Origin of the sequence: Algoriphagus limi (assembly GCF_024919275.1) — a bacterium.
Classification (GTDB): domain Bacteria; phylum Bacteroidota; class Bacteroidia; order Cytophagales; family Cyclobacteriaceae; genus Algoriphagus; species Algoriphagus limi.
The window spans coordinates 427,761-452,873 of the sequence record NZ_JANWGH010000003.1; the positions used below are offsets into that span (position 1 = coordinate 427,761).

At 42.1% G+C, this 25,113-nt stretch carries 36 protein-coding genes; 35 read left to right on the forward strand and 1 reads right to left on the reverse strand.

The annotated features are described in order from the left end of the window. Position 1: 1 nt before the first annotated feature. The 31 genes from rpsS (at position 2) to cysM (ending at position 17,142) form a co-directional block, all read left to right on the forward strand. Positions 2 to 280 carry a 30S ribosomal protein S19 gene (gene rpsS, locus NY014_RS13985; RefSeq protein ID WP_024284771.1) on the forward strand — a complete coding sequence of 93 codons (279 nt, stop codon included), beginning with the start codon at positions 2 to 4 and terminating at the stop codon, positions 278 to 280. A 2-nt stretch (positions 281 to 282) separates the two neighbouring features. Beyond that, a complete protein-coding gene (gene rplV / locus NY014_RS13990; RefSeq protein WP_135075479.1) occupies positions 283 to 675 on the forward strand; it encodes a 50S ribosomal protein L22 in 393 nt (130 codons plus the stop codon). Between the two features lie 9 nt (positions 676 to 684). Beyond that, positions 685 to 1,410: a 30S ribosomal protein S3 gene (gene rpsC, locus NY014_RS13995; protein WP_135075476.1), complete on the forward strand. Its 726-nt coding sequence runs from the start codon at positions 685 to 687 to the stop codon at positions 1,408 to 1,410. Between the two features lie 23 nt (positions 1,411 to 1,433). Next, the gene (gene rplP / locus NY014_RS14000; protein WP_135075473.1) at positions 1,434 to 1,853 is read left to right on the forward strand and encodes a 50S ribosomal protein L16; all 420 of its coding nucleotides are present in this window, start codon (positions 1,434 to 1,436) and stop codon (positions 1,851 to 1,853) included. Between the two features lie 8 nt (positions 1,854 to 1,861). After that, positions 1,862 to 2,044, forward strand: a complete 183-nt coding sequence (gene rpmC / locus NY014_RS14005; protein WP_135075470.1) for a 50S ribosomal protein L29 — start codon at positions 1,862 to 1,864, stop codon at positions 2,042 to 2,044. Positions 2,045 to 2,062: 18 nt separating this feature from the next. Next, a complete protein-coding gene (rpsQ, locus tag NY014_RS14010; RefSeq protein ID WP_259415189.1) occupies positions 2,063 to 2,326 on the forward strand; it encodes a 30S ribosomal protein S17 in 264 nt (87 codons plus the stop codon). Positions 2,327 to 2,328: 2 nt separating this feature from the next. Further along, a complete protein-coding gene (gene rplN, locus NY014_RS14015; protein ID WP_135075464.1) occupies positions 2,329 to 2,697 on the forward strand; it encodes a 50S ribosomal protein L14 in 369 nt (122 codons plus the stop codon). Between the two features lie 2 nt (positions 2,698 to 2,699). Further along, positions 2,700 to 3,044: a 50S ribosomal protein L24 gene (rplX, locus tag NY014_RS14020; protein WP_135075461.1), complete on the forward strand. Its 345-nt coding sequence runs from the start codon at positions 2,700 to 2,702 to the stop codon at positions 3,042 to 3,044. Continuing rightward, positions 3,037 to 3,597 carry a 50S ribosomal protein L5 gene (gene rplE / locus NY014_RS14025; RefSeq protein WP_259415190.1) on the forward strand — a complete coding sequence of 187 codons (561 nt, stop codon included), beginning with the start codon at positions 3,037 to 3,039 and terminating at the stop codon, positions 3,595 to 3,597. The genes rplX and rplE overlap by 8 nt, the downstream gene beginning before the upstream one ends. 1 nt (position 3,598) lies before the next feature. Beyond that, positions 3,599 to 3,868 carry a 30S ribosomal protein S14 gene (gene rpsN, locus NY014_RS14030; protein WP_135075456.1) on the forward strand — a complete coding sequence of 90 codons (270 nt, stop codon included), beginning with the start codon at positions 3,599 to 3,601 and terminating at the stop codon, positions 3,866 to 3,868. Between the two features lie 81 nt (positions 3,869 to 3,949). Next, complete coding sequence (rpsH, locus tag NY014_RS14035; protein WP_259415191.1) at positions 3,950 to 4,345, forward strand: 30S ribosomal protein S8; 396 nt, start codon at positions 3,950 to 3,952, stop codon at positions 4,343 to 4,345. A gap of 9 nt (positions 4,346 to 4,354) precedes the next feature. Beyond that, the gene (rplF, locus tag NY014_RS14040; RefSeq protein WP_259415192.1) at positions 4,355 to 4,912 is read left to right on the forward strand and encodes a 50S ribosomal protein L6; all 558 of its coding nucleotides are present in this window, start codon (positions 4,355 to 4,357) and stop codon (positions 4,910 to 4,912) included. 6 nt (positions 4,913 to 4,918) lie between these two features. Then, entirely contained in the window at positions 4,919 to 5,269 is a 351-nt protein-coding gene (rplR, locus tag NY014_RS14045; protein ID WP_259415193.1) for a 50S ribosomal protein L18, read from the forward strand. A 6-nt stretch (positions 5,270 to 5,275) separates the two neighbouring features. Next, entirely contained in the window at positions 5,276 to 5,794 is a 519-nt protein-coding gene (gene rpsE / locus NY014_RS14050; protein WP_259415194.1) for a 30S ribosomal protein S5, read from the forward strand. Positions 5,795 to 5,799: 5 nt separating this feature from the next. Next, complete coding sequence (rpmD, locus tag NY014_RS14055; protein WP_135075442.1) at positions 5,800 to 5,979, forward strand: 50S ribosomal protein L30; 180 nt, start codon at positions 5,800 to 5,802, stop codon at positions 5,977 to 5,979. Positions 5,980 to 5,981: 2 nt separating this feature from the next. Further along, the gene (rplO, locus tag NY014_RS14060) at positions 5,982 to 6,428 is read left to right on the forward strand and encodes a 50S ribosomal protein L15 (RefSeq protein ID WP_259415195.1); all 447 of its coding nucleotides are present in this window, start codon (positions 5,982 to 5,984) and stop codon (positions 6,426 to 6,428) included. A 4-nt stretch (positions 6,429 to 6,432) separates the two neighbouring features. Continuing rightward, complete coding sequence (gene secY / locus NY014_RS14065; RefSeq protein ID WP_259415196.1) at positions 6,433 to 7,752, forward strand: preprotein translocase subunit SecY; 1,320 nt, start codon at positions 6,433 to 6,435, stop codon at positions 7,750 to 7,752. Between the two features lies 1 nt (position 7,753). Beyond that, the gene (map, locus tag NY014_RS14070) at positions 7,754 to 8,527 is read left to right on the forward strand and encodes a type I methionyl aminopeptidase (RefSeq protein WP_259415197.1); all 774 of its coding nucleotides are present in this window, start codon (positions 7,754 to 7,756) and stop codon (positions 8,525 to 8,527) included. A 1-nt stretch (position 8,528) separates the two neighbouring features. Further along, entirely contained in the window at positions 8,529 to 8,747 is a 219-nt protein-coding gene (infA, locus tag NY014_RS14075; RefSeq protein WP_008202999.1) for a translation initiation factor IF-1, read from the forward strand. Between the two features lie 6 nt (positions 8,748 to 8,753). Further along, positions 8,754 to 8,870: a type B 50S ribosomal protein L36 gene (ykgO, locus tag NY014_RS14080; RefSeq protein WP_081701372.1), complete on the forward strand. Its 117-nt coding sequence runs from the start codon at positions 8,754 to 8,756 to the stop codon at positions 8,868 to 8,870. 4 nt (positions 8,871 to 8,874) lie between these two features. After that, the gene (gene rpsM, locus NY014_RS14085; protein ID WP_135075430.1) at positions 8,875 to 9,252 is read left to right on the forward strand and encodes a 30S ribosomal protein S13; all 378 of its coding nucleotides are present in this window, start codon (positions 8,875 to 8,877) and stop codon (positions 9,250 to 9,252) included. A 15-nt stretch (positions 9,253 to 9,267) separates the two neighbouring features. Next, the gene (gene rpsK, locus NY014_RS14090) at positions 9,268 to 9,666 is read left to right on the forward strand and encodes a 30S ribosomal protein S11 (protein WP_067544612.1); all 399 of its coding nucleotides are present in this window, start codon (positions 9,268 to 9,270) and stop codon (positions 9,664 to 9,666) included. 18 nt (positions 9,667 to 9,684) lie between these two features. Next, the gene (gene rpsD / locus NY014_RS14095; protein ID WP_259415199.1) at positions 9,685 to 10,293 is read left to right on the forward strand and encodes a 30S ribosomal protein S4; all 609 of its coding nucleotides are present in this window, start codon (positions 9,685 to 9,687) and stop codon (positions 10,291 to 10,293) included. Between the two features lie 36 nt (positions 10,294 to 10,329). Beyond that, positions 10,330 to 11,319 (forward strand): DNA-directed RNA polymerase subunit alpha, encoded by a 990-nt coding sequence (locus NY014_RS14100; protein ID WP_259415200.1) that lies wholly within the window; start codon positions 10,330 to 10,332, stop codon positions 11,317 to 11,319. Positions 11,320 to 11,324: 5 nt separating this feature from the next. Further along, positions 11,325 to 11,882, forward strand: coding sequence for a 50S ribosomal protein L17 (gene rplQ, locus NY014_RS14105; RefSeq protein ID WP_259415201.1), 558 nt, complete (start codon positions 11,325 to 11,327; stop codon positions 11,880 to 11,882). Positions 11,883 to 12,023: 141 nt separating this feature from the next. Continuing rightward, on the forward strand, positions 12,024 to 13,121 hold the full coding sequence (gene carA, locus NY014_RS14110; RefSeq protein WP_259415202.1) for a glutamine-hydrolyzing carbamoyl-phosphate synthase small subunit: 1,098 nt from the start codon (positions 12,024 to 12,026) through the stop codon (positions 13,119 to 13,121). A 19-nt stretch (positions 13,122 to 13,140) separates the two neighbouring features. After that, complete coding sequence (gene eno / locus NY014_RS14115) at positions 13,141 to 14,424, forward strand: phosphopyruvate hydratase (RefSeq protein WP_135075416.1); 1,284 nt, start codon at positions 13,141 to 13,143, stop codon at positions 14,422 to 14,424. Between the two features lie 170 nt (positions 14,425 to 14,594). Beyond that, a complete protein-coding gene (locus NY014_RS14120) occupies positions 14,595 to 14,882 on the forward strand; it encodes an FtsB family cell division protein (RefSeq protein ID WP_135075413.1) in 288 nt (95 codons plus the stop codon). Beyond that, the gene (locus NY014_RS14125; RefSeq protein WP_259415203.1) at positions 14,863 to 15,411 is read left to right on the forward strand and encodes a hypothetical protein; all 549 of its coding nucleotides are present in this window, start codon (positions 14,863 to 14,865) and stop codon (positions 15,409 to 15,411) included. Before NY014_RS14120 ends, NY014_RS14125 begins: the two co-directional genes overlap by 20 nt. Before the next feature lie 20 nt (positions 15,412 to 15,431). Continuing rightward, positions 15,432 to 16,277 (forward strand): serine O-acetyltransferase, encoded by an 846-nt coding sequence (locus NY014_RS14130; protein WP_259415204.1) that lies wholly within the window; start codon positions 15,432 to 15,434, stop codon positions 16,275 to 16,277. Beyond that, a complete protein-coding gene (gene cysM, locus NY014_RS14135) occupies positions 16,264 to 17,142 on the forward strand; it encodes a cysteine synthase CysM (RefSeq protein ID WP_259415205.1) in 879 nt (292 codons plus the stop codon). The genes NY014_RS14130 and cysM overlap by 14 nt, the downstream gene beginning before the upstream one ends. A 691-nt stretch (positions 17,143 to 17,833) precedes the next feature. Here the strand turns inward: cysM and NY014_RS14140 are convergent. Continuing rightward, positions 17,834 to 18,745, reverse strand: a complete 912-nt coding sequence (locus NY014_RS14140) for a sugar phosphate isomerase/epimerase family protein (protein WP_259415206.1) — start codon at positions 18,743 to 18,745, stop codon at positions 17,834 to 17,836. Between the two features lie 112 nt (positions 18,746 to 18,857). Here NY014_RS14140 and NY014_RS14145 point away from each other — a divergent pair, with 112 nt between their 5' ends. The 4 genes from NY014_RS14145 to NY014_RS14160 are packed head-to-tail and all read left to right on the forward strand — an operon-like array spanning position 18,858 to position 25,106. Beyond that, positions 18,858 to 19,574, forward strand: a complete 717-nt coding sequence (locus tag NY014_RS14145; protein ID WP_259415207.1) for a hypothetical protein — start codon at positions 18,858 to 18,860, stop codon at positions 19,572 to 19,574. Beyond that, positions 19,571 to 22,321 (forward strand): TonB-dependent receptor, encoded by a 2,751-nt coding sequence (locus NY014_RS14150; protein WP_259415208.1) that lies wholly within the window; start codon positions 19,571 to 19,573, stop codon positions 22,319 to 22,321. Before NY014_RS14145 ends, NY014_RS14150 begins: the two co-directional genes overlap by 4 nt. After that, positions 22,321 to 23,475, forward strand: a complete 1,155-nt coding sequence (locus NY014_RS14155) for a DUF4249 domain-containing protein (RefSeq protein ID WP_259415209.1) — start codon at positions 22,321 to 22,323, stop codon at positions 23,473 to 23,475. The genes NY014_RS14150 and NY014_RS14155 overlap by 1 nt, the downstream gene beginning before the upstream one ends. Positions 23,476 to 23,477: 2 nt before the next feature. Next, complete coding sequence (locus NY014_RS14160; RefSeq protein WP_259415210.1) at positions 23,478 to 25,106, forward strand: hypothetical protein; 1,629 nt, start codon at positions 23,478 to 23,480, stop codon at positions 25,104 to 25,106. The last annotated feature ends 7 nt before the right edge of the window (positions 25,107 to 25,113 follow it).

Sequence of the window (25,113 nt, forward strand, 5' to 3'; positions counted from 1 at the left end):
CATGGCACGTTCATTAAAAAAAGGTCCTTATATCGAGCATCACCTTCTGAAGAAAGTGGACGCGATGAACGAATCAGGAAAGAAATCTGTCATCAAGACTTGGTCTCGACGATCTATGATTTCTCCGGATTTCGTTGGTCATACCTTTGCTGTGCATAATGGAAATAAATTCATTCCAGTATTTGTAACAGACAATATGGTAGGTCACAAGCTAGGTGAATTTGCTCCAACCAGAAATTTCAGAGGCCACATTGCCAAAAAAGATAAAGGAAAGAGATAATCATGGAAGCAGTAGCAAGATTAAATAACGTTCCTACCTCTCCGCGCAAAATGCGTCTAGTCGCTGACTTGGTCAGAGGCAAAAGAGTGGGATTGGCCTTGAGCATTCTGAAGTACACTCCAAATCACGGAGCAATCCGTCTGGAAAAGCTTCTCCTATCTGCTGTGGCCAACTGGCAAGCGAAAAATCCTGACGCTAAACTTGAAGAAGCAGATCTATATGTAAAGACCATCATGGTCAATGAAGGTAGATCTCTCAAAAGATTGAGACCAGCTCCTCAAGGTCGCGGTCACCGCATTCGCAAAAGATCAAATCATGTGACTCTTGTAGTTGATTCTTTCAACGACATGGACGTTACCGCTGATATAGTAGAAACTAACGAACAGGCAAATTAAGAACAGACTATGGGACAAAAGATTAACCCAATAGGATTGCGACTTGGTATAATCAAAGGCTGGGATTCCAACTGGTATGGTGGGAAAGACTTCGCTGAGAAACTATACGAAGATCAAAAAATCCGAAAGTACGTCCTTGCCAGAATCCCTAAGGGTGGTATTTCTAAAGTAATCATTGAGCGTACGCTTAAGAGAATTACTTTGACTATTCATACCGCTCGTCCGGGAGTAGTGATTGGTAAAGGTGGTGCCGAAGTTGACAAGTTGAAAGAAGAGCTGAAGAAGCTTACTAACAAGGACATCCAGATCAATATTTTTGAGATCAAAAGACCTGAATTGGATGCAAAATTGGTAGGTGAGTCTATCGCTCAGCAGCTTCAGGCAAGAATCTCCTTCCGTCGTGCGATGAAGCAAGCTATTGCTGCTTCTATGCGAGTAGGAGCTGAAGGAATCAAGGTTAAACTTTCCGGTCGTTTGGGTGGTGCTGAAATGGCACGATCTGAAATGTACAAGGAAGGAAGAATTCCTCTTCATACCCTGCGTGCAGACATTGATTATGCTGTTTCTGAAGCGCAGACCGTTTATGGTATCATCGGTATCAAAGTATGGATCTTTAAAGGTGAAGTATATGGTAAGCGAGATCTTTCTCCTAACCAAGGAGCTGCTAACGAGCCTAAGGGTAGAGGTGGAGCCAAGAACGACCGAGGTCCAAGACGTAGAAAAAGAAATAGCTAATTTTCACCGTTAAGTGAGAAATCATGTTACAGCCAAAAAGAACTAAGTATAGAAAAATGCAGAAGGGCCGTGTCAAAGGCATCGCTCAAAGAGGGCATACGCTCGCTTTTGGCAACTTTGGCATCAAGTCTCTAGAAGCTGGATGGATTACCTCCCGGCAGATTGAGGCAGCCCGTATCGCGATGACCCGTGCAATGAAGCGTGAAGGTCAGGTTTGGATCAGAATTTTCCCTGACAAACCTATCACCAAGAAGCCTGCTGAAGTGCGTATGGGTAAAGGTAAGGGTGCTCCTGAATACTGGGTAGCAGTGATCAAGCCTGGTACCATCTTGTTTGAAGCAACTGGAGTTTCTATCGAAACAGCGAAGGAAGCTCTTCGACTTGCTCAGCAAAAATTGCCAGTTAGCACGAAGTTTATTGTCCGTAGAGATTACGCAGAATAATCATCACTATGAAATACTCAGAAATTACTTCACTTTCCGCAAGTGAAATCGCTGAAAAAATCAGCGCCGAGAAAACGAATCTGAGCAAGTTGCAATTTGCTCACTCAATTTCTCCTATCGAAAATCCTAACAGAATCCGGGAGACCAAGCGTTTGATCGCAAGATTGAAGACTGCATTGGCCGCCAAATAATAGCTAACAGATAAGAAAATGGCTACGATCGAAAGAAATCTTCGTAAAGAAAGAGTTGGTAAGGTCATTAGCAACAAAATGGACAAGTCCATTACTGTAGCTGTAGAAAGACGTGTGAAGCACGGTATCTACGGTAAGTTCGTTGCAAAGACTACCAAATTTATGGCTCATGACGAGAAGAACGAATGTAACCCAGGTGACATCGTGAAAATCAGTGAAACTCGTCCGCTGAGTAAGAACAAGCGTTGGAGATTAGTTGAAATTATTGAAAGGGCTAAATAATCATGATACAGCAAGAATCCAGACTAAGCGTTGCGGACAATTCCGGTGCTAAAGAAGTATTGGTGATCCGTGTATTGGGTGGAACGAAGAAGCGCTATGCTTCTATCGGCGACAAAGTAGTCGTTACTGTAAAATCAGCCCTATCTTCCAGCAACATGAAAAAAGGTACCGTTTCTAAAGCGGTAATCGTACGTACCAAAAAAGAGGTAAGACGTAAGGACGGATCCTATATCCGTTTTGAAGATAATGCTGCGGTGTTGTTGAACAACAACGACGAACCAAGAGGTACCCGTATCTTCGGCCCTGTGGCTAGAGAGCTTCGGGAGAAGCAGTATATGAAAATCGTTTCTTTGGCCCCTGAAGTATTGTAATCATGAAAAAAGTGATCAAAAAGCAGGCTAAACTGCATGTGAAGACCGGAGATACCGTAAAGGTGATCGCTGGTGATGATAAAGGTAAAACAGGGAAAATCCTTGCTGTCGATACCCAAAAGCAAAGAGCTTTTGTAGAAGGAATCAACATCGTGACTAAGCACGTGAAGCCTACTGCAGCTAAGCCTCAAGGCGGTATCGAAAAGAAAGAAGCTTCTGTACATATCAGTAATTTGATGTTGATCGACCCTAAGACTGGGGAGGCAACTCGTACAGGACGCAAGCAAGGAGAAAACGGGAAACTAGTTAGATATTCTAAGAAAACAGGGGAGGTGATCAATGGCTAATCCCAGAATGAAAGAAAAATACCTGAACGATATCGTTCCGGCATTAAAGGAGAAATTCCAGTATAAATCTGTAATGCAGGTTCCTAAGTTGAGCAAGATTGTGATTAACAAAGGAATCGGTGCTGCCGTAGCTGACAAGAAATTGGTAGACCAGGGAGTAGAAGAACTTTCTTTGATCAGTGGTCAGCGTGCAGTAGCTACTATCGCTAAGAAATCTGTGTCCAACTTTAAGCTTCGTGAAGGCATGCCTATTGGAGCAAAGGTTACCTTGAGAGGTGAGAGAATGTATGAATTCTTGGACAGATTGATGACTGTAGCTTTGCCTCGTGTACGAGACTTCAAAGGAATCTCCGATAAAGGTTTCGATGGAAGAGGAAACTATACTTTAGGTGTGACTGAGCAGATTATCTTCCCAGAGATCTCCATCGAAAAAGTGAATAGAATCTCCGGTATGGACATCACTTTTGTGACTTCCGCTAATACCGATGAAGAAAGTTTTGCATTGCTCAAAGCTTTCGGAATGCCTTTCGTCAATAAAAATAATCCACAATAATATGGCTAGAGAGTCCATCAAAGCTCGTGAGAGAAAAAGAGAGCGCTTGGTAGCCAAGTATGCTAAGAAAAGAGCTGAGCTGAAAGCAGCTGGTGATTACGAAGCACTTGATAAATTACCAAGAAATGCCTCTCCGGTAAGACTTCATAACCGATGCAAACTTACCGGCCGTCCAAAAGGCTACATGAGAAAGTTTGGTATCAATCGTGTTACTTTCCGGGAAATGGCCGCTGCAGGTAAGATTCCGGGAATCACTAAGTCCAGCTGGTAAAATCACGACAGTAGTTTTTATTTAAAAAATCAATTCGTAACTTTGCACGCCCAAAACGGGCGGAGCTAGACTTAAAATATCATGACTGATCCAATAGCCGATTATCTAACCCGATTGAGAAATGCCATCAAGGCTTCTCATCGAATCGTAGAAATTCCTGCTTCAAACATCAAGAAGGAAATCACGAAAGTATTGCATGATAAAGGTTACATCCAAAACTATAAGTTTGAGGATAATGGACCTCAGGGCACTATCAAAATTGCCTTGAAGTATAATCCTGTAACCAAGCAAAATGCAATCATCAACTTAAGTCGTGTTTCCAAGCCAGGGCTTCGTAAATACGCAAAACATGATGAGCTTCCTCGTGTCATTAATGGACTAGGTGTAGCTATCATTTCTACCTCTAAAGGGGTAATGACTGATAAAGAAGCCCGCAATGAAGGCATTGGGGGTGAAGTACTTTGCTACGTATATTAATTTACTATCATGTCAAGAATAGGTAAAAAACCAATAGATCTACCCAGCGGTGTTACTGTAGACGTGACTGCTCACGGAGTGGTTACTGTTAAAGGTCCAAAGGGTACACTGGTACAGCAGGTAAATCCTGATATCCAGGTGAAAGTTGAAGGAAATGAGGTTGTCGTTTCCCGACCTACTGACTCTAAGCGTCATAAATCCATGCACGGATTGTACCGTTCATTGATCAATAATATGGTCATCGGTGTTTCCGAAGGATACAAGAAAGAGCTTGAATTGGTTGGTGTGGGTTACAAAGCTTCTAACCAGGGACAGGTGCTAGAACTCAACTTGGGTTATTCGCACAGTATCTTCTTTGCATTGCCAGCTGATGTAGCTGTTAAAACTGAAACAGCTAAGGGTAAAAACCCAATCATCACGCTAGAAGCAATTGACAAGGAATTGATCGGACAAGTAGCTGCTAAAATCAGATCCCTTCGTAAGATCGAACCTTACAAAGGAAAAGGTGTCCGTTTTGTTGGTGAACAAATTAGACGTAAGGCTGGTAAAACTGCCGCTAAAAAATAATAGGTTATGGCATTTAATAAGAATTCCAGAAGACTTAGAATCAAGCAGGGTATTCGGAAAAAAATTTCCGGTACTGATTCCAGACCTCGTTTATCCGTATTCAAGAGTAATACGGGGATTTATGCACAATTGGTGGATGACCTTAAAGGGCATACCCTTGCATCTGCTTCTTCAAAGGAGCTAGGAGCCAAGAAAAACGTCAATGTGGAGATCTCTAAGGAAGTAGGTAAAAAGCTTGCTGAAAGAGCTACTGCAAATGGTGTTGAAGTAGTGGTATTTGATCGAAACGGTTATTTGTACCATGGAAATGTAAAAGCTTTGGCAGAAGGTGCTAGAGAGGGAGGCCTTAAATTTTAATCAGCTATGTCTCAACTAAGAAAAAAGCCTATCAGGGCTACAGATACAGAACTTAAAGAAAAGGTAGTAGCGATCAATCGTGTTGCCAAAGTAGTTAAAGGTGGTCGTCGATTCTCGTTTTCCGCTATCGTAGTTGTTGGTGACGGAAATGGTGTAGTGGGTTACGGATTAGGTAAAGCTAATGAGGTAACTGACGCTATCACTAAAGGAATTGAGGATGCTAAGAAAAACTTGGTAAAGGTTCCAGTTTTGAAAGGAACTATTCCTCACGAGCAGATTGGTAAATTCGGTGGTGGTCTAGTATTGATTAAGCCTGCAGCTGCTGGTACCGGTGTGATTGCCGGTGGTGCGATGCGTGCTGTACTTGAATCAGCTGGTGTAACTGACGTTTTGGCAAAGTCAAAAGGTTCTTCTAACCCTCACAACGTGGTTAAAGCAACTATTGATGCCTTAATGCATTTGCGTGACGCAATCGCCGTTTCTCAGCAGCGTGGTGTTAAAATGTCTAAAGTTTTTAACGGATAATCATCATGGCGAAGATCAAAATCACACAAATCAAGTCGACCATCAAAAGACCAAAAGATCAAAAAGCTACAATCGTTGCTCTTGGACTTGGTAAGATCAACAGAACTGTGGAAGTGGAAAACACTCCTCAGATCGCCGGGATGGTCAGAAAAGTAAATCATCTTGTAAAAGTAGAGGAAGCTTAATCATGAAACTGCATACATTAAAACCAGCGGATGGTTCTACCAAGAACCGAAAGCGAATTGGTCGAGGTCCAGGCTCCGGTAGAGGAGGGACTTCCACCAGAGGACATAAAGGTGCCAAATCTCGTTCCGGCTACAAGCGTAAACTAGGCTTTGAAGGTGGTCAGATGCCTCTTCAAAGAAGAGTTCCTAAGTTTGGCTTTAAAAGTCTAAACCGAGTTGAGTTCAAACCGGTAAATTTGGATACCTTGCAGCAGCTTGCTACGGATTACAAATTGGAGACTATCGATTTCGATACCATGGTAGCTCATGGAATTGCTTCCAAGAATGACAAAGTAAAAGTCCTTGGTGGTGGCGAATTGTCTTCTAAGGTTTCCGTAACGGCTCATAGCTTCTCTGCAAGCGCTGTTGAGTCCATTGAAAAAGCGGGTGGTTCCGTTAACAGAATTTAATTAAATGAAAAAGTTTATTTCGACAGTTAAGAATATTTTCTCTATTGAAGACCTTCGAGTAAGGATTCTCAATACGGTAGGATTCCTAATCATTTTCCGATTGGGATCTTTCGTTGTTCTTCCCGGTGTAGATCCTTCTAGATTGGGTGGTCCTCAGGAGGGAATTTTTGGCTTGATTGATACTTTCCTAGGTGGAGCATTTAGTAATGCCTCCATTTTTGGATTGGGAATCATGCCATATATCTCTGCTTCCATCGTGTTGCAGTTGTTGACTGTCGGGGTTCCTTATTTCCAAAAAATGCAAAAGGAAGGGGAGTCTGGTCGTAAAAGAATCAATCAGATTACCCGTGTCTTGACCATTTTAATTACTATAGCACAAGGTATTGGATATGTCACTGCTACCATTCTTCCAACAGGAGCAGTAATGGTAAGTACTGGTTTGTTCATGTTCAGTTCTTTGGTGTTGCTTTCTGCTGGAACCATGTTCTGTATGTGGTTAGGAGAAAAGATTACTGAAAAAGGAATCGGCAATGGTATTTCCATGTTGATCATGATCGGTATCATCTCCAGATTCCCAGGGGCAATTATTGCTGAGGTTTTGGAAAAAGGATCTTCAGGTTTACTCCTGTTATTGATAGAAGCTGGCGTTCTTTTCTTCGTAGTAGTTGGAGTTGTTGCTTTGACTGAAGCTACAAGAAGAATACCTGTTCAGTATGCCAAGCAAGTGGTAGGTGGAAAAGTATATGGCGGTCAGCGTCAATACATTCCTATCAAAGTAAATGCTTCTGGGGTAATGCCTATCATTTTTGCTCAGTCTTTGATGTTTGTGCCTGCTTTGATTGCACAGATTTGGGCTGGTGAAAGTGATATTGCAAACTACATTGGAACCACCTTCTCTGACTTTACTTCTTGGCAATACAATTTGTTGTTTGCTGTTTTGATTATTGTCTTCACATTCTTCTATACTGCGATTACTGTTAATCCGGAGCAGATTGCTGAAGATATGAAGCGAAACGGCGGCTTCGTTCCTGGAATTAAGCCGGGAGCACCGACTGCTGAATTTATTGATGGTATCATCTCTAAGATTACGCTTCCTGGTTCAGTCTTATTGGCTGTAGTTGCGATTCTTCCTGCCTTGGCAATTATTGCAGGTGTAGGTGGAGAGTTTGCTCAATTCTATGGAGGTACTTCTCTTCTAATTATGGTTGGTGTGATTATGGATACCCTTCGTCAAATCGAAAGTTATCTATTGATGCGTCACTATGAAGGAATGATGAAGAGTGGTAATATGAAGAATAACGCTTCAAATTACCAAGTAGCTTAAGATGATTCATTATAAGACCTCAGAAGAGGTTCAAAAGATTAAAGAAAGTGCCGATATTCTAGCGAAAGCCCATGGGGAAATAGCTAAGAATATTAAGATAGGGGTAAAGACCTCTTATCTAGATAAAATTGCTGAAGAGTTTATCAGGGATCATGGAGCTGTTCCATCCTTTAAAGGATATAATGGCTTTCCTGCTTCACTCTGTATTTCCGTGAATGAAGTTGTTGTTCACGGATTTCCCAGCGAGTATGAATTGAAAGATGGCGATATAATCTCAGTAGATTGTGGAGTCTTTCACCAAGGTTTTCATAGCGATTCCGCTTATACGTATCCCGTAGGTGAAGTTTCATCCCCAGTCTTAGATTTATTACGTGCCACTAAGGATTCACTCTATTTGGGAATAGAAAAAGCAGTTTTTGGAAATAGGATTGGGGATATAGGTCATGCGATTCAAAAATTCGTTGAAGCCAAAGGTTATACCGTTGTTCGCGAATTAGTAGGTCACGGACTGGGACGAAATCTTCACGAATCTCCCGAAGTTCCCAATTACGGCAAAAAAGGCAGCGGTCCCTTGTTAAAGGAAGGGATGGTAATTGCGATTGAGCCCATGATTAATCTTGGAACGCGAAATATCGTCCAAGAGCGAGATGGCTGGACTATCCGAACTGCGGATCGAAAACCATCAGCTCATTATGAGCATACAGTTGCAATTTTCGAAGATCGAACTGAAGTATTGACTTCACATAAATACATAGAAGAGAATTATAAATTCTAATATGGCCAAACAAACTTCTATCGAGCAGGATGGGACAATCATCGAAGCCCTATCCAATGCGATGTTTAAAGTAGAACTAGAAAATGGGCATCAGTTGATTGCGCACATTTCCGGGAAAATGAGGATGAATTATATCAAAATCCTCCCCGGTGATCGGGTCAAGTTGGAGCTTTCTCCCTATGACCTTTCCAAAGGAAGAATAGTATATAGATATAAATAAAAGAAAATGAAAGTAAGGGCATCTATCAAAAAGAGAAGCGCTGACTGTAAGGTGATCAGAAGAAAAGGAAAGCTTTACGTCATCAACAAAAAGAATCCTAAGTTTAAACAAAGACAAGGTTAAGATTATGGCTAGAATTGCAGGTGTAGATATACCAGACCATAAGCGTGGCGAAATCGGGCTAACCTATATCTTCGGAATTGGCCGAAGCTCCGCCAGAGCGATCCTGAACAAAGCCGGAATTTCCTTTGACAAAAAGGCCGGTGAATGGGATGATGACGAGTCTACTAAGATTCGTAACATCATCGCTGAAGAATACCGGACTGAAGGTGTTCTTAAGTCTGAAGTACAATTGAACATCAAGCGATTGATGGATATCGGTTGTTATCGAGGATTGAGACACAGAAAAGGACTTCCTGTGCGTGGTCAAAAGACCAAAAACAACGCCAGAACAAGAAAGGGTAAGCGTAAAACTGTTGCTAACAAGAAGAAGGCAACTAAATAAAACCTGAATTAGATTATGGCTCAGAAAAGAAACGATAAATCAAAAGGTAAAAAGCGAGTTGTAAAAGTTGAAGCAGTAGGCCAAGCTCACATCAAAGCCTCTTTCAACAACATCATCATCTCTATTACCAACAATGCAGGACAAGTGATCTCTTGGGCATCTGCCGGTAAAATGGGCTTCAGAGGCTCCAAGAAAAACACTCCCTATGCCGCTCAAATGGCTGCACAAAACTGTGGTCAGGTAGCCTACGATTTGGGATTGAGAAAAATCGAGGTTTTTGTAAAAGGACCTGGTGCAGGTCGTGAATCTGCAATCAGAACTTTGCAAAACGTAGGATTGGACGTTACAACTATCATTGATGTGACTCCACTTCCTCACAACGGTTGTAGACCTCCTAAGCGTAGAAGAGTTTAATTTTAAAACAGAAAGAGAATGGCTAGATATACAGGTCCTAAATCCAAGATCGCCAGAAAATTTGGCGAGCCTATTGAAGGGCATAGCAAAGCACTTCAAAAGAAAAACTACCCTCCAGGACAGCACGGAAGAGGTCGTAGAAAGAAGCAATCTGAATATGCTATTCAGCTTGCCGAAAAGCAAAAAGCTAAATACATCTACGGAGTATTGGAAAGACAATTCGCGAAATTGTTTGACATTGCTTCCCGTAAGACTGGAATTACCGGTGAAAACCTTCTTCAGCTTTTAGAAGCAAGATTGGACAACACCGTCTATAGATTGGGAATTGCTCCTACTCGTCGTGCAGCAAGACAGCTTGTTTCTCACAAGCACATCTTAGTTAACGGAGAAGTAGTGAATATTCCTTCTTTCACCTTGAGACCAGGTGATGTTGTTTCTGTACGTGAGCGTTCCAAGTCTTTGGAAGCTGTTACAGACAGCTTGGCTGGTACCGGAGGTGCACACAAGTACTCTTGGTTGGAGTGGGACAAGCCTACCCTAACCGGAAAGTTCGTCAGCATTCCTTCTCGTGATGATATTCCTGAGAATATCAAAGAGCAGTTGATCGTCGAACTCTACTCTAAGTAATATTTTCTATTTTCAGCAAAAAACAACGAACAATATATGTCCATACTAGCATTTCAAATGCCTGAGAAAGTGGTGATGGAAAAGGCTGATGACTTTCACGGCTTATTCACCTTTAAACCACTAGAAAAAGGCTATGGAGTTACTATCGGTAACGCTCTGAGAAGGATATTGCTTTCTTCGCTGGAGGGTTATGCCATCACTTCCATCAAAATTCCTGGAGTGGTGCATGAGTTTTCTACCATCGAAGGTGTAGTGGAGGATGTGACCGACATTATTTTGAACTTGAAGCAGGTGCGTTTCAAAAAAGTCCACGAGGCTTTTGATGGAAAAATTACTGTCGAAGTTAAAAATCAGTCTGTCTTCACTGCAGGGGACATCGCTAAGTTCACCTCTTCTTTCGAAATCTTGAATCCGGAATTGGTGATTTGCCATATCGATGAGTCCAAGACTTTTGAAATCGAATTGACTGTCGAAAAAGGAAGAGGTTATCTACCTGCTGAAGAATCCAAACCAAAGGAACAAATATTTGGTCAGATCGCGATCGATGCCATCTTCACACCAATCAAAAACGTGAAGTACAGCGTTGAGAACACTCGAGTTGAGCAAAAGACTGACTTCGAAAAATTGATCTTGGAAGTAACTACTGATGGATCTATCCACCCGGAGAAAGCACTTCAGGAATCAGCTAAGATCTTGATCCAACACTTCATGTTGTTCTCTGACCAGACCATGGTTCTTGATTCTACCGGTGTGGCTGAGCCAGAACCAATCGATGAGGAGTTCCTTCACATGAGAAAACTACTCAAGACTTCCTTGAGTGATCTTGACCTTTCCGTTCGGGCATTCAACTGCCTTAAAGCGGCTGATGTCAAGACCTTAGGTGACTTGGCTAAGCTTGAAATCTCTGACATGATGAAATTCCGAAACTTCGGAAAGAAATCCCTTGCAGAGCTTGAGCAGTTGATTCAAGACAAAGGCCTCACCTTTGGAATGGATATTTCAAAGTATAAACTTGATGAAGAATAAATAAAATGAGACACGGCAAGAAATTCAACCACCTTGGAAGAAAGGCAGCCCACCGGAAAGCAATGCTATCCAATATGGCCACGTCCTTGATTCTTCACAAGCGTATCTCCACCACGCTTGCAAAGGCTAAGGAACTTAAGAAATTTGTAGAGCCTCTGATTACCAGAGCTAAAGAAGATACAACCCACAACCGTCGGGTAGCATTCTCCTACTTGAAGAACAAAGAAGCGATCAAATCATTGTTTGGTGAAGTGATTGCTAAAGTTGGAACTCGTCCAGGAGGATACACTAGAATTATTAAGACTGGTTTCCGATTGGGTGACAACGCAGAAATGTGTATCATCGAATTGGTTGACTTCAACGAATTGATGTTGAAGGAAAGCAAGCCAGCTAAGAAGACTACTAGAAGATCTAGAAGAGGTTCTGGTAAATCTGCTGAAGCTGCTCCAGCTGCTAAGGAAGAAGTTGTGGAAACTCCACAAGCTGAAGCTGCCGCTGAAGAGCCTGCTAACGAAGCTCCTGAAGCTTCTGGTGAAAGTTCAGAAGAAACTGAGAAAAACTAAATTGTGGAATCATTCATTTCAAAAGGATTGGACATTCGTTCAATCCTTTTTTTTTGAATATTCCAATCGATCACAAGGTTTTCTTGCCTTGAATTCCATCTCATTATGAGAAATATTTAACTTTGGACAATCCTTCCAAAAATGATAAAAAAGAAAGCAACTCTACTACTCGCCGATGGAACAGTTTTCCACGGTTCTTTGATTGGAAACCCCGGTACCAATGGTGGGGAAATTTGTTTCAACACTGGTATGACTGGGTATCAGGAAATATACACTGATCCATCTTACACCGGTCAAGTGATTGTAACCACTACTTCCCATATCGGGAATTATGGTGTTCATCATGAAGAGGTGGAATCTGATCATCCTACTATCGGAGGAATTGTGGTCAATAGTTTTTCTGAGACCTATTCCCGATTAGATGGAGATGGTTCCCTTCAAGATTACCTCGTGAAATACAAAATCACTGGTATAGCAGATATCGATACTCGGAAACTCGTTCGTCATATCCGTTCCCAAGGAGCAATGAATGCAATTATCAGTTCCGAATATGAAGGTGATTTAGAAGGATTGAAAGCAGAACTTGACAAGTTGCCTGATATGAATGGTTTGGAGCTTTCTTCCAAGGTTTGTACCCAAGAGCCTTACTTCTTTGGAGATGAGGATTCACCTATTCGCATAGCTTGCCTAGATTTTGGGATCAAAAAGAACATCCTTCGAAATTTAGCCGCTCGAGGAGTTTATTGTAAGGTTTTCCCTGCGAAAACTTCTCTTGAAGAGATGGAATCCTGGGCTCCAAATGCCTATTTCCTTTCCAATGGACCTGGTGATCCAGCAGCAATGGATTATGCAGTAGATACTGTCAAGGAAATTCTTGAAACGGACAAACCAGTCTTTGGAATTTGCTTAGGGCATCAATTGCTTGCGGAGGCTGTGGGAATTTCCACCTTTAAAATGCACCATGGACATAGAGGGATCAATCATCCTATCAAAAACTTGGTGACTGGAAAGAGTGAAATAACTTCTCAAAACCATGGCTTCAACATCGTACGAGAGGATACCGAAAAGCATCCTGATGTAGAGATCACGCATGTCCATTTGAATGATAATACTGTAGCAGGAATCAAGTTGACCAATAAACCAGCATTCTCGGTGCAATACCACCCGGAGTCTTCTCCTGGACCACACGATTCTCGATATTTATTCGATGATTTTATCGACTTAATCAATAAAAACTAATCTCAAAACCTTTTAAACTATGACGTTGATTCAATCAATTCACGCCAGACAAATCCTCGACTCTAGAGGTAATCCTACCATTGAGGTGGATGTAGTAACCGAAAATGGAGCTTTTGGCCGTGCGGCAGTTCCTAGTGGTGCATCTACCGGAGCTAATGAAGCTGTAGAACTTCGAGACGGAGATAAGAATGTATACTTGGGCAAAGGAGTATTAAAAGCCGTTGCCAATGTAAATGATATCATCGCTTCAGAGCTTGTTGGCTTTGATGTATTCGAGCAAAATCTGATCGATCAAATCATGATCGATTTGGATGGAACTCCAAATAAAGGAAGATTGGGCGCAAATGCGATTTTGGGAGTTTCCTTGGCTGTAGCAAAAGCAGCAGCGATGGAAGCTGGCCAACCGCTTTATCGATACATCGGTGGAGTAAATGCAAATACGCTTCCTGTTCCTATGATGAATATCATTAACGGAGGATCCCATTCTGACGCGCCTATTGCTTTCCAAGAATTCATGATTCGTCCTGTTGGAGCGGATAGCTTCTCTCAGGCGATTCGAATGGGAACTGAAATTTTCCATCATTTAAAGAAAATCCTTCATGATAAAAATCTAAGTACAGCAGTAGGAGATGAGGGTGGTTTCGCTCCAAACTTCTCCGGAGGTACTGAAGAGGCTTTAGGTTGCATTTTGGATGCGATCGCAAAAGCTGGATACAAAGCCGGGGATGATGTAACTATCGCCTTGGATTGTGCTTCTTCCGAGTTTTATAAAGATGGAAAATACGATTACTCCAAGTTTGAAGGACCTACTGGGAAAGTAAGATCTAGAGAAGAACAGGTTGCTTACTTGGCAGAACTTACTGAAAAATATCCAATCGATTCCATTGAAGATGGTTGTGCAGAAGATGATTGGATGGGCTGGAATATGTTGACCGCAAAAATTGGAGATAGAGTTCAATTGGTTGGTGACGACTTGTTTGTGACCAATGTGAAATTCTTGAAGCGCGGAATCGAAGAGAAGTCTGCTAATTCCATCTTGGTGAAGGTAAACCAAATCGGAACCTTGACTGAGACCATCAATGCGGTGAATTTGGCTCACAAGGCAGGATTTACAGCTGTAATGTCCCACCGTTCTGGAGAAACTGAAGATGCGACAATCGCAGATTTAGCTGTGGCTTTGAACACTGGACAAATCAAAACTGGTTCTGCTTCTCGTTCCGATCGAATGGCTAAATACAATCAATTGCTTCGTATTGAAGAGCAGTTGGGTGAGTCAGCTGTATTTAAAGGTCGATTGAAGTAAATCCCACAACTTGCGGGTGAAATTCACCTCAGTAAATACATATTCAAAAAGGCAGTCAGAAATGGCTGCCTTTTTTTGCATTATTTTTGTTTAATAGACTAAATCGAAAAAATTACAGTCCAATTAGGGCGATTTATTTCTATTTTAGCAAATACTGCATTCGGAGAATCATGAGAAAGCTTTTCAAAATCACCACCAATTTCTATGTGCTAGCAGGTTCTTTTTTCCTGTTATGGATGATTTTTATTGATTCGAATAATTTGGTAAATCAATTCAAGCTAAGTCGAAAGCTGAATGAACTCGAAGATAGGAAGGAATATTTTTTAGAGCGAAAAGCCAAAATCAAGGAGGAACGGGAAGAATTAATGAACAATCCGGAACTCATGGAGAAGTTTGCTCGTGAAAAGTACTTTATGAAGAAAGAAACGGAGGATCTCTATGTTATCGTCAAGAAATAAATTCAAAGCCCTGTTTTTCGGGCTTTTTTTGTTCAGTTCAATCGCTTTTGCGCAGCGTCCCATCTACAGTGATAGCACTTCTTTTAAAGATAGATTGTATTTCGGCGGGAATTTCGGGATGCAGTTTGGGACAATTACCCTGATTGATGTATCTCCTTTGGCAGGGGTAATGATCACTGATCGCTATTCTGCTGGATTAGGAATTACCTACCAATATTTCGATGATAGACGATATATCGGAGGCTCTTCTTCGACCTATGGTTGGAGAGTTTTCAATCGCTACAATGTACTTCCCAATATTTTCCTCCATACAGAGTTTGAATCCATCAATTTTGACAATTACAATTTACTAACAGATCGATTTGAGCGGATTTGGGCAAATGGACTTTTTCTGGGAGGCGGTTACTTTGCGCCATTCGGTGGCGGTAGGGGTGGCGCCAATTTCACCTTCCTTTACAATGTCCTTCATGACAATCTTCGATCGCCCTACGGTGAACCTTATGTCATTCGTGTGGGTTTTGTCATGTAAAGACAGACCTAACCTATTCGATGAACTCATTACTAAAAAAAATATACCAAGCGCATCAGGAATGCTCTGATTGCCCATCCCCACAGGTTGTTCAGCATTTTTTCGAAAATCTCTTAGGTTTATTATTTCCTGAGCATTCAGTTCAAAAAATAAAAGAAGAAAGTGAAGTGAAATCCAAGCTGGAAGAACTTCAGGAGCGACTCTCCAAGATTTTGGAAAGGAATACCCATCTGCATGGACAGGATGGGAAAAAGTTGGCGGGACAGTTTTTTGCCAATTTGGAGCGGGTTTATGATTGGGTCAATCAAGATGTGGATGCTATGTATGCTGGAGATCCTGCCGCAAAATCCCGAACAGAAATTCTCCGATCCTATCCTGGTTTTTACGCCATTGCAGCCTACCGTATTGCCAACGAACTTCATCTATTAGGGATCAAATTGATTCCGAGGATGATTACCGAATTGGCGCACAGCCGAACCGGAATTGATATTCACCCTGGAGCGCGTATCGGTCAGCATTTTTGTATTGATCACGGAACTGGTGTGGTGATTGGTGAGACGACTGTAATCGGTAATCATGTGAAAATCTATCAAGGCGTTACCTTAGGAGCCTTGAGCGTGGAAAAAGCCGATGCAGACGTGAAGCGACATCCAACTATCGAAGATGACGTAGTGATTTATGCGGGGGCTACCATTTTGGGAGGAAAGACGGTTATTGGAAAGGGAAGTACCATTGGAGGTAATGTGTGGTTGACTAAATCTATCCCTGCCGGTTCCAAGGTTTACTATCAAGCGAAAATGTACCACGCGGATTCGGATGTGACAGATTTGTACGTTTTTAAAAATGATCCAGATGCAACTAGTTGATTTGATTGGAAATACTCCTTTGGTGGAGTTAGCACATATTCCTACTAACCCTAAGGTCAAAATCCTCTGTAAAATGGAAGGACAAAATCCCGGAGGAAGTGTGAAAGACCGAGCAGCCTACAATATGCTGAAGTCGGCTTTGGACAGAGGAGAAATAAAAAAAAGGGATAAGTTGGTGGAGGCTACCAGCGGAAACACAGGAATTGCCCTAGCCATGGTTTCAAAAGTTCTGGGATTGGATATGACTTTGATTATGCCTGATAACTCTACCCGGGAGCGAGTATTGTCCATGGAAGCTTATGGCGCCAAAGTCATTTTAACTCCTGCCGCAAAAACTATTGAATATTCACGGGTTTTAGCAGAAAAAATGCGAGATGAAGAAGGGTATTTTATGCTAAATCAGTTTGGGAATAACGATAATTACCTGGCTCATTATAAAAGTACCGGTCCTGAAATTTGGAAAGATACAGGAGGCAAAGTGACACATTTTGTATCCGCCATGGGGACTACAGGTACTATCATGGGTGTTTCCATGTTCTTGAAAGAGATGAATCCTGCTATCCAGATTGTCGGAACGCAACCAACTGAAGGATCCAGTATTCCTGGAATCAGACGTTGGTCTCCTGAATTTTTACCAGCCATTTTTGATCCTTCCCGAGTAGATCGGGTCATTGATGTCAGTCAGGACCAAGCGACTCAAATGACGCGTAGATTGGCGAAAGAAGAAGGGATTTTGGCGGGAATGAGTAGTGGAGGAGCTTTGCATGCCGCTATCGAGCTTTCCAAAGAATTAGAAGAAGGTTTGATTGTTTGTATCACCTGTGATCGAGGCGATCGCTATTTGAGTTCGGATTTGTTTGGGTGATGGGGTTTGAAAGTGGAAAAGTTGGAAGGTTGGAAAGTGGTAGGAGTATCAGGATAGAACCGTTAGGTATGGATTTTTTAAGTAAGAGGTGATCGGTAAATGGTATGAATTTCGGGATTGAAGAAGAAAATGTCCCTAAGCATGAAAAAACTCTGTAGGAGTTTAATTTTTTGTAGCCCTGCCTACCGGCAGGCAGGCCCGGGTTTTAACCCGGGGTATTTGGTTTACCATTGTTTCCCCAGCGCTGGCGCAGTATTTTATGTTTGGAAATGTTGGATTAGTGCCAGCAAGATGGAAATGATTTTTTCATTCTTTTTTCTTGACAAAAAAGAATCAAAAAGTCAAGACGCAGCTAAGCTTCCACGCTCTAGGCCTACCCACACCTCGCGGCTGCGTCATCCCACCGCACACGTTGGCAAATCATTATTTTCTGGTGGATCTTTTTCTAAAAAGCTCCGTAGGAGCGAAATTATCAATAGCCCTGCCTACCGGCAGGCAGGCCCGGGTTTTACCCGGGGTTAAATGGTAACCACGATCCCTAGCGCTGGCGCAGGGTTTTTTGTTTGGAGACGTTGAATCAGTGCCAGCAAGATGGAAATGAAGCCTTGAGATGGATTCGTGATTGCAAATCCCGAATAGCAGGGAAAAAAAGAAAACCCTCGAGGTTTTGAAAACCTCAAGGGTTGAGTCGTTAAAAAAACCGCTTCATCTTCTCCAAACCTGTTTTCACCACATAATCCGCATCCATGGCATAATAGGTGGGGTTAAAGAGTTCTAAGGATAAGATTATCTCTCCACCCTTGGATTTGAGGGTATTGGCTAGCTCCTGCATGGGTGCTGCTCCATCTCCTGGGAATACTCTATCCTTGTCTTGTTGCTCCAATCGAGGAATATCACCCGGCACATCATTCAAATGAAAAATATCAATTGCCTGTCCATCGAGTAGTTTCATCCCCTCAAAACCCGATCCCCCTCTGAATAAATGATAGACATCGGCGAGGATTTTGGCATCGGGGTCATTTGCTACGGCAGCCACCATCATAGCTTGTCCCAAATGATGGAAAGAAGGATAAGCTCCCCAAAATTCCAATTGAGGCATGACTCCGGTTTTCCGTCCTAAATCCAAAAGATTTTTATACTTTTCACCTGCCTGCATCAGGTCCAAGGGTGCTTCAGTTCCTATAGCGGGAGCAGCTACTCGGGGGCAACCCAATTCGGCTAATATCCCCATTTCCTTTTCCATCTGGGCAAAACCTGCCTTGCTCTTTTCTTCATCCTGAGCCATCCAAGTGGGGAAGCCTATGCAATCAAAAAACTCCAAACCTGCATCAGATGCTAGTTTTTTCAGGGAAGCCAAGCTCTTCCCGCTTTCTAGATAGGCTTGGATTTCCATCATCCATGGTTCAAACCCATCGTAACCTGCCCGAGCGGTCAATTCGATGATTTCAGGAAGGCTAAGTTTTTGTCCCCGAATGGTGGAGGTGTTCAGGGAAAATTTAAAGGTGCTTTCTCTTTTGACAGCGGGCTTTGCTTCAGCATTTACGGCCACTCCAGCCAAAGGAGCCAAAACAAGGGATTTGAGCAGGTTTCTACGGTTGATCATAGGAAGTCTGAGATTTTTGTAGCATTTTTTTCCCTTCCATCGTAAAGGGAAACCATTTAAAGATATTTTTAAAAATAAACATCTTCGATTGGAATCTATCGTAATTTCATCCATGCGGAAAATTATTTTTGCTTGGGGTTTGTGCGCCCTACTAGCGGTTTCGGCTTGGTCCCAGACCGTCAATAAGAACCTAGCGAATCTTGAAAAATACCAAGAGGAGCTGCCTTTTTTTCAGGAATTGATTACTGGAGCCCAGTATCCGGAGCCACCTCGGAATTATGATGGCTTTCCCTATTTGGAGACCCGTTCTTTTGAAAAAGGAGGCCTGACCATCAATCGGGTGTTTTATCCCGAAGTGCCATTACTGTATGATATCCGTTTTGATCAGGTGATCACGTTTCACCCACTGTTTTCACAAAAATTACTCATTAATCCTGCTAAGGTTGATGGTTTTGTATTGTCAAATGGAAGTGAATTCAAGAGGTTAAATGGAAATGAAGATTATCTCTACGATAAAAATGGGTTTTATGAAATTATTGCTGAGGGATCTTATTGGTTGGTTTCCAAGCATTACAAAGTAGATAAACCCGCCCGTGAATTGGGCGAATATGTGGGTTATTATTTAGAGTATGAGGATTTTTTTCTGGTGAAGAATGATCAGTTTTTTCCGATTAAGAAAAAGAAAGATGCGATCAAGCAACTTCAAATTGAAAAGAAGGCGGTCAGGGAAAATCTCACTCGAAAGGGCATCTATTATAATCAAAACCGCCGGAAATTCTTAATTGCTTTATTGGAACTTGCTCCGAATTCCCCCTCTGATTCCTTATGAAGTACATCCGATTTTTAATTTTTCTTTTGCTGCTTTTGGGATGGGGAGTACCTGACCTTTTAGCTCAGACCTCTCAGAAATTCTCCGGGTTTTTTGCCGGAATATCCTTTGAGCGATTTGTAGAAAGAATCGAGTCTGAAAGTGATTACCGATTCATTTATTCCAAGCAGGATCTGTCAGGTTTTTCGGTGAATATCCAGGCAAATGACAGCGAATTAAAAGACTTGTTGGAAACCCTCTTTTCCGATACCGAATTCAAATTTTCCATTGCTGCAGATCATCGCGTATTTATTACCAGAGGAGAAAAGCTGACGGTGAATTTTACCAGAGATTACTTTGAGCCAAAAGCTCTTTCAGATGGAAACGCTGCTGCAAGCAGAGGAACTGAATTGGGAGCATTTGCCAAAAATATGCGCTTCGAAATCGGAAGGGATAAGGAAGATCCATCGAGAAAAACTGCCATTCTCAGTGGAAAAGTAACCAATATCGATAATGGGGAGCCCATGCTGGGAACGGTCATTTTCGAAAAGGTGGATTACAATAAAACCATCACTGATACGGATGGGAATTATAAGCTGGAATTACCAATAGGACGACATACAATTTTTATTCAGAACCCGGGAGGCTATCAGGAGCAACGTCAAATCGAACTATTTGGCGATGGCGTGCTAGATATGGAAGTGCAGGAAAGCTTCCTTTCTCTGGATGAAATCGTGGTGAGTTCCGGGGCACTCAATAATATTAATAAACTGGACTTGGGTGTGCAGTCCATTAGCATTGCCGATGTGCGAAAACTGCCTGCTGTTTTGGGAGAAGTTGATATTTTGAAAGGGGTGTTGACGATGCCGGGAGTGAATACGGTAGGGGAAGCTAGTGTGGGATTTAATGTGCGTGGAGGAGCTGCAGACCAGAATTTGATACTCTATAATCAATCCACCATTTTCAACCCATCCCATGTTTTTGGGTTCTTTTCTGCTTTCAATCCGGATATGGTATCGGGAGTGGAATTGTACAAAGGCTCCGTCCCAGTGAATTATGGAGGAAGGCTATCTTCCGTTCTTCAGGTTGAGCCGAAATTTGGCAGGTCAGATAAAATCGGTGGAAGCGGAGGAATAGGAATCATGACAGGACGATTAAGTTTGGAAGGACCGATTGGGGAGAAGACGACCTTTATCATTGGTGGTCGCACCACCTATTCCAATTGGGCTTTGGATTTACTTGATGATGAAGCTGCTTTGGAAGGTTCCAGTGCTTCTTTTTATGATCTGAATGCCAATATCCGCCATGAATTCAATGAAAAGAATCAATTGGAAATCACTTCATACCTATCCAAGGACGATTTTGCTTTTGACCTAGACACGACTTATTCCTATGAAAATTTGAACTTGGCGGCTACTTGGAGACACTTTTTTAATGAGCAATTAGAGGGGAAGTTTACAGTTGGTTCGGATAATTACCAATTCGGCATCATAGGAGCAGACAATCCGCTCAATGCCTATCAATTTCAATTTGATGTCAGCCAATTGCACTTAAGAGGGGATTTCGAATACCGAAAAGGAGAGAATCATATTTATAAGTTCGGAATCCATGGAATTCAGTATGAGTTAAATCCAGGAACTAATAGTCCATATGGGCCAGAATCCATTGTGATTCCTGAGGACTTGGAGGATGAAAAGGCTAGGGAAATTTCTGTCTATTTCGGCGATGAATGGACGATCAGCGAGCAGCTTTCAGTAAGTTTTGGCGGGCGATATATGTTTTATCAGCTTTTGGGTCCTTTGACGGTCAATCAATACGTACCAGATGCCCCTATCACAGATAGCAATGTAATTGGTGAAGAGACCTTTGGGCCGGGAGAGTCAGTCCAAACATATCATGGGCCTGAATTCAGAGTTTCTGCTCGCTTTACCCTAGATAATCAATCCTCGGTAAAGATGGGCTTCAATACTATGCGCCAAAACATCCATCTTTTGTCGAATACCTCCGCGATTGCCCCAACTGACTCCTGGAAGCTGAGTGATCGCTACATTAGGCCACAGAATGGAGGGCAGGCATCGGTTGGCTATTATCGAAATATGGCCTTGAATACCCTGGAGTTTTCAGCAGAGGTGTACTATCGTTACATGAATAACCTTCTGGATTACCGTTCAGGAGCGAGCATTATTCTGAATGAAAACATCGAGCAGGATGTCCTGAATACTGAGGGCAAGGCTTATGGATTGGAATTGTTGCTGAAGAAATCCACCGGAGCATTAACAGGCTCTTTGGCCTATACCTATTCTCGCTCTTTGTTGCGAACCTCCGATGAGCCAAGTATTGAAAAAATCAACGATGGGGAATTTTATCCTAGCAATTTTGATCAACCTCATCATGCTACCTTGGTTGCAAATTATGAATTGAGCAAGCGAGTCAATGTTTCTCTTAATGGAAATTACAGTACGGGTCGGCCTGTGACTCTGCCTATCGCCAAATTTGAGTATGCGGGATCAGAACGGGTATATTTCTCTGATAGAAATGCATATCGGATTCTGGACTATTTCCGATTGGACCTTTCCGTGAATTTGGAAGGAAATCATAAAGTTCGAAAGCTGGCACACTCCTCTTGGTCCGTGGGTGTATATAATGTGTTGGGAAGAAGTAACCCTTACTCGGTTTATTATGCTCCAGTAGATGGACAATTACGTGGCTATCAGTTATCCATTTTTGCAAGACCAATTCCATTCATTACCTATAATTTCAAATTCTGATGAGACAGATATTATTTTTCGGTTTAGGAATTATCGGCTTATTGGTTTCCTGTAGGGAGCCCTTTGAGCCTGAGATCGATCCGGTAGATTTGAATGTGTTGGTTGTGGAAGGTTATTTAGATTCAGAAGGGACTCCAAGCCAGCTTACTTTGAGCTACACTCAACCTATCCAAGGTCAAAGCCTACCAAATTCATTGGTCTTGGGTGCAGATATTTATTTGGAAAGTGTGGGTGGAGAACGTTTTCCTTTTACCGATTTGGGAGAAGGAGTTTATCAATTCCAGCATGATATTTCAGAATCAGATACCTATCGCTTGCATATTTTCCTTTGGGATGGAACGAGCTATACTTCCGAGGAACTTCAGCCTTTGATTACGCCGGATATTATTGATGTAGGCTATGAGGAAAATGAAAATGGGGTAGAAATATTTTTGACTACTCAGGGAGATGAAAATGCGGATGATTTCCTTTGGACCTATGAGGAGACTTGGGCTTTTCGGCCTCCATTTACCTCCTTGGTGAAATATGTTCCTGAGACCGAACAAATTATTCCCCGAGCAGCTGATGAGCGAATAGATATCTGTTATATGAGTCGAAGAAATTCGGATTTGTTGCTAGAAACTTCTTCCCGCTTTCAGGATCAATTTGTGTTTCGTCAGGCAATTCGTCAAATAAATGAAGGAGATGAGCGCCTTTCAGTCCGATATAGCATTTTGATTTCGCAAAAAGCGATTAGCAAGGAAGATTCCGAGTTTTGGGAGATTTTGAAGAAAAATACGGATGATTTAGGGTCCATTTTTAGTCCACTTCCATCCTTGATCGGAGGAAATATCCGGCAAGATCAAAATCCCGATGCACCGGTTATTGGTCAGGTAAGTTTAGGAGTGGTTCGCCAAAAACGAATGTTTATTGATAATCAGGAGGTAGCTCCATGGCGACCTGTTGTGGAGGATTATTTCGGTTGTGTGACTGAGCCGGATACGGTTTTAGTGGCGAATTATGATCAATATTTCCGTGCAGGAGGAAATCTTCCGACCACGCCTGTATTTCTGGAAAATGGATTTGAGCCGATTGGCTATCGCTATGCCCGGGCTTCCTGTGTGGATTGTACCCGAAGAGGAACCAATGTCAAACCTGATTTTTGGGAGGATTAAGCATGTCAAAGTTTAAATTTATTTGGCTCGTTTGTGGAATCTTGTCTGTTTTGATACTCTTTCCAAAACATTCATTTGGACAAGATGTGGTTGCTGAATCTGTTTCCTATTCCATTCCTAAGACTATATTCTTTACGGGTGAAAAGATTTGGATTCAAGCCCAGGTACTTCAGAAAAACTCTCCGACGTCTTCCCATGTACTGTATGCAGAGCTCTTAAATCGGGAAAACCAATCGGTACATTTGGCTAAGTTGCTTTTGGAAAAAGGAAATGTTTTTCATTTTCTTGAAATACCCACTGATATTCCTTCTGATAATTATTTGCTTCGGGTTTATACTCGGATTAGCCCTATTTTGGATATGGAAAATGGTCTTCAACAGCAGTTTGTGACCATCTTTAATCCTAATAAACCACCACAGGTAAAAGCTGAATTACCAAGTGCTTTCGAAAGTCCGATAGAGACAAATTCAAGCGTTAGTCTTTCCAAGCAAAGCCTCCTTGACGGAGAAGAGCTATCAGTTTCTTGGGGATCACTTTCTAATGTTTCTGAAGTCAAGATTCGAGTAAAGAATCCTTATTTGGAAGATCAAGGCTTGATTTCATCCTCTAAAATCTATGAAGGTGAGGTTGGGGGAAAATTACTTCCTGAGCTTTTTGGACATATAGTCGCAGCGCAGGTAGATCCAAGGACGGTTGATACCACGAAGGTATATTTTCTATCGGTCCATGGTAGGGAGTCTGCTCTTTACACCGACCGTCCTGATTCCGAGGGGAATTTATATTTTGATATTGGGGGATTGAAACATTGGGATTTTATGATTGCCCAAGCAGATCAGAATGGAAGTCTTTTGGATTTTGAGTTTCGCTCTCCTGCAGTTCAGACAAGTTTTAAACCTGGGTTTAAATTTCCTGAATTAGTGATTAGCCCAAAAGATCAACCTTATCTTCAGGAGTTGCTGATCAGTAGTGGGGTGCAGACATTTTTCATTGAAAATTACGCTCAAGAGCCTGTGCCAGTGGTAACTGGATTTGTGGCTGATCGCACTTTCATGTTGGATGATTATACGCGTTTCGAATCTGTGGAAACTGTCATCAAGGAATATGTCCCCATGATATCATTACGTACCCGAAAAGGCCTGAAGGAATTTCGATCAGTCAATGAAAACGGGGGTGTCTTTTCAGGCAATCCTTTGATGTTGGTAGATGGAATGCCGGTTTTCGATTCGGATCAGCTTGCATCATTCAATCCTAAGAGTTTTGAAAAGCTGGAGGTATTGTCAAGGTTATTTTACCTAAATGATCGGGAGTTTGAAGGGGTGATGAGCTTTTCTTCCTATCAAAGTAATGTGGGCGGTTTCCCTTTGCCTACTAATGCATTCTTCACACAAACTCCAGGAATTCAAGTTCCGGTGGAATTACTTCAGCCAATTTCAGCAAGTCCGGAAGATTCAGAGGATTTTCGATCTATTCTATTTTGGTCGGCAGATGAAAAGTCCGAAATGCCTGATTCGAATAGTCTTAATGTGAAAATTCCAAACCTTCCTGTCCCCTTTGAGGTGGAGGTCATCTCCAAATCTCCTCAAGGTGAAGTAGTGAGAAATAAAGCAAGTTTTTGGGTGAAAAAGGACTGATTCTGTT

Bases quoted from the DNA above. Each gene is read 5' to 3' on its own strand.
- rpsS (WP_024284771.1), top strand. From the start codon at position 2: ATGGCACGTTCATTAAAAAAAGGTCCTTATATCGAGCATCACCTTCTG.
- rplV (WP_135075479.1), top strand. From the start codon at position 283: ATGGAAGCAGTAGCAAGATTAAATAACGTTCCTACCTCTCCGCGCAAA.
- rpsC (WP_135075476.1), top strand. From the start codon at position 685: ATGGGACAAAAGATTAACCCAATAGGATTGCGACTTGGTATAATCAAA.
- rplP (WP_135075473.1), top strand. From the start codon at position 1,434: ATGTTACAGCCAAAAAGAACTAAGTATAGAAAAATGCAGAAGGGCCGT.
- rpmC (WP_135075470.1), top strand. From the start codon at position 1,862: ATGAAATACTCAGAAATTACTTCACTTTCCGCAAGTGAAATCGCTGAA.
- rpsQ (WP_259415189.1), top strand. From the start codon at position 2,063: ATGGCTACGATCGAAAGAAATCTTCGTAAAGAAAGAGTTGGTAAGGTC.
- rplN (WP_135075464.1), top strand. From the start codon at position 2,329: ATGATACAGCAAGAATCCAGACTAAGCGTTGCGGACAATTCCGGTGCT.
- rplX (WP_135075461.1), top strand. From the start codon at position 2,700: ATGAAAAAAGTGATCAAAAAGCAGGCTAAACTGCATGTGAAGACCGGA.
- rplE (WP_259415190.1), top strand. From the start codon at position 3,037: ATGGCTAATCCCAGAATGAAAGAAAAATACCTGAACGATATCGTTCCG.
- rpsN (WP_135075456.1), top strand. From the start codon at position 3,599: ATGGCTAGAGAGTCCATCAAAGCTCGTGAGAGAAAAAGAGAGCGCTTG.
- rpsH (WP_259415191.1), top strand. From the start codon at position 3,950: ATGACTGATCCAATAGCCGATTATCTAACCCGATTGAGAAATGCCATC.
- rplF (WP_259415192.1), top strand. From the start codon at position 4,355: ATGTCAAGAATAGGTAAAAAACCAATAGATCTACCCAGCGGTGTTACT.
- rplR (WP_259415193.1), top strand. From the start codon at position 4,919: ATGGCATTTAATAAGAATTCCAGAAGACTTAGAATCAAGCAGGGTATT.
- rpsE (WP_259415194.1), top strand. From the start codon at position 5,276: ATGTCTCAACTAAGAAAAAAGCCTATCAGGGCTACAGATACAGAACTT.
- rpmD (WP_135075442.1), top strand. From the start codon at position 5,800: ATGGCGAAGATCAAAATCACACAAATCAAGTCGACCATCAAAAGACCA.
- rplO (WP_259415195.1), top strand. From the start codon at position 5,982: ATGAAACTGCATACATTAAAACCAGCGGATGGTTCTACCAAGAACCGA.
- secY (WP_259415196.1), top strand. From the start codon at position 6,433: ATGAAAAAGTTTATTTCGACAGTTAAGAATATTTTCTCTATTGAAGAC.
- map (WP_259415197.1), top strand. From the start codon at position 7,754: ATGATTCATTATAAGACCTCAGAAGAGGTTCAAAAGATTAAAGAAAGT.
- infA (WP_008202999.1), top strand. From the start codon at position 8,529: ATGGCCAAACAAACTTCTATCGAGCAGGATGGGACAATCATCGAAGCC.
- ykgO (WP_081701372.1), top strand. From the start codon at position 8,754: ATGAAAGTAAGGGCATCTATCAAAAAGAGAAGCGCTGACTGTAAGGTG.
- rpsM (WP_135075430.1), top strand. From the start codon at position 8,875: ATGGCTAGAATTGCAGGTGTAGATATACCAGACCATAAGCGTGGCGAA.
- rpsK (WP_067544612.1), top strand. From the start codon at position 9,268: ATGGCTCAGAAAAGAAACGATAAATCAAAAGGTAAAAAGCGAGTTGTA.
- rpsD (WP_259415199.1), top strand. From the start codon at position 9,685: ATGGCTAGATATACAGGTCCTAAATCCAAGATCGCCAGAAAATTTGGC.
- NY014_RS14100 (WP_259415200.1), top strand. From the start codon at position 10,330: ATGTCCATACTAGCATTTCAAATGCCTGAGAAAGTGGTGATGGAAAAG.
- rplQ (WP_259415201.1), top strand. From the start codon at position 11,325: ATGAGACACGGCAAGAAATTCAACCACCTTGGAAGAAAGGCAGCCCAC.
- carA (WP_259415202.1), top strand. From the start codon at position 12,024: ATGATAAAAAAGAAAGCAACTCTACTACTCGCCGATGGAACAGTTTTC.
- eno (WP_135075416.1), top strand. From the start codon at position 13,141: ATGACGTTGATTCAATCAATTCACGCCAGACAAATCCTCGACTCTAGA.
- NY014_RS14120 (WP_135075413.1), top strand. From the start codon at position 14,595: ATGAGAAAGCTTTTCAAAATCACCACCAATTTCTATGTGCTAGCAGGT.
- NY014_RS14125 (WP_259415203.1), top strand. From the start codon at position 14,863: ATGTTATCGTCAAGAAATAAATTCAAAGCCCTGTTTTTCGGGCTTTTT.
- NY014_RS14130 (WP_259415204.1), top strand. From the start codon at position 15,432: ATGAACTCATTACTAAAAAAAATATACCAAGCGCATCAGGAATGCTCT.
- cysM (WP_259415205.1), top strand. From the start codon at position 16,264: ATGCAACTAGTTGATTTGATTGGAAATACTCCTTTGGTGGAGTTAGCA.
- NY014_RS14140 (WP_259415206.1), bottom strand. From the start codon at position 18,745: ATGATCAACCGTAGAAACCTGCTCAAATCCCTTGTTTTGGCTCCTTTG.
- NY014_RS14145 (WP_259415207.1), top strand. From the start codon at position 18,858: ATGCGGAAAATTATTTTTGCTTGGGGTTTGTGCGCCCTACTAGCGGTT.
- NY014_RS14150 (WP_259415208.1), top strand. From the start codon at position 19,571: ATGAAGTACATCCGATTTTTAATTTTTCTTTTGCTGCTTTTGGGATGG.
- NY014_RS14155 (WP_259415209.1), top strand. From the start codon at position 22,321: ATGAGACAGATATTATTTTTCGGTTTAGGAATTATCGGCTTATTGGTT.
- NY014_RS14160 (WP_259415210.1), top strand. From the start codon at position 23,478: ATGTCAAAGTTTAAATTTATTTGGCTCGTTTGTGGAATCTTGTCTGTT.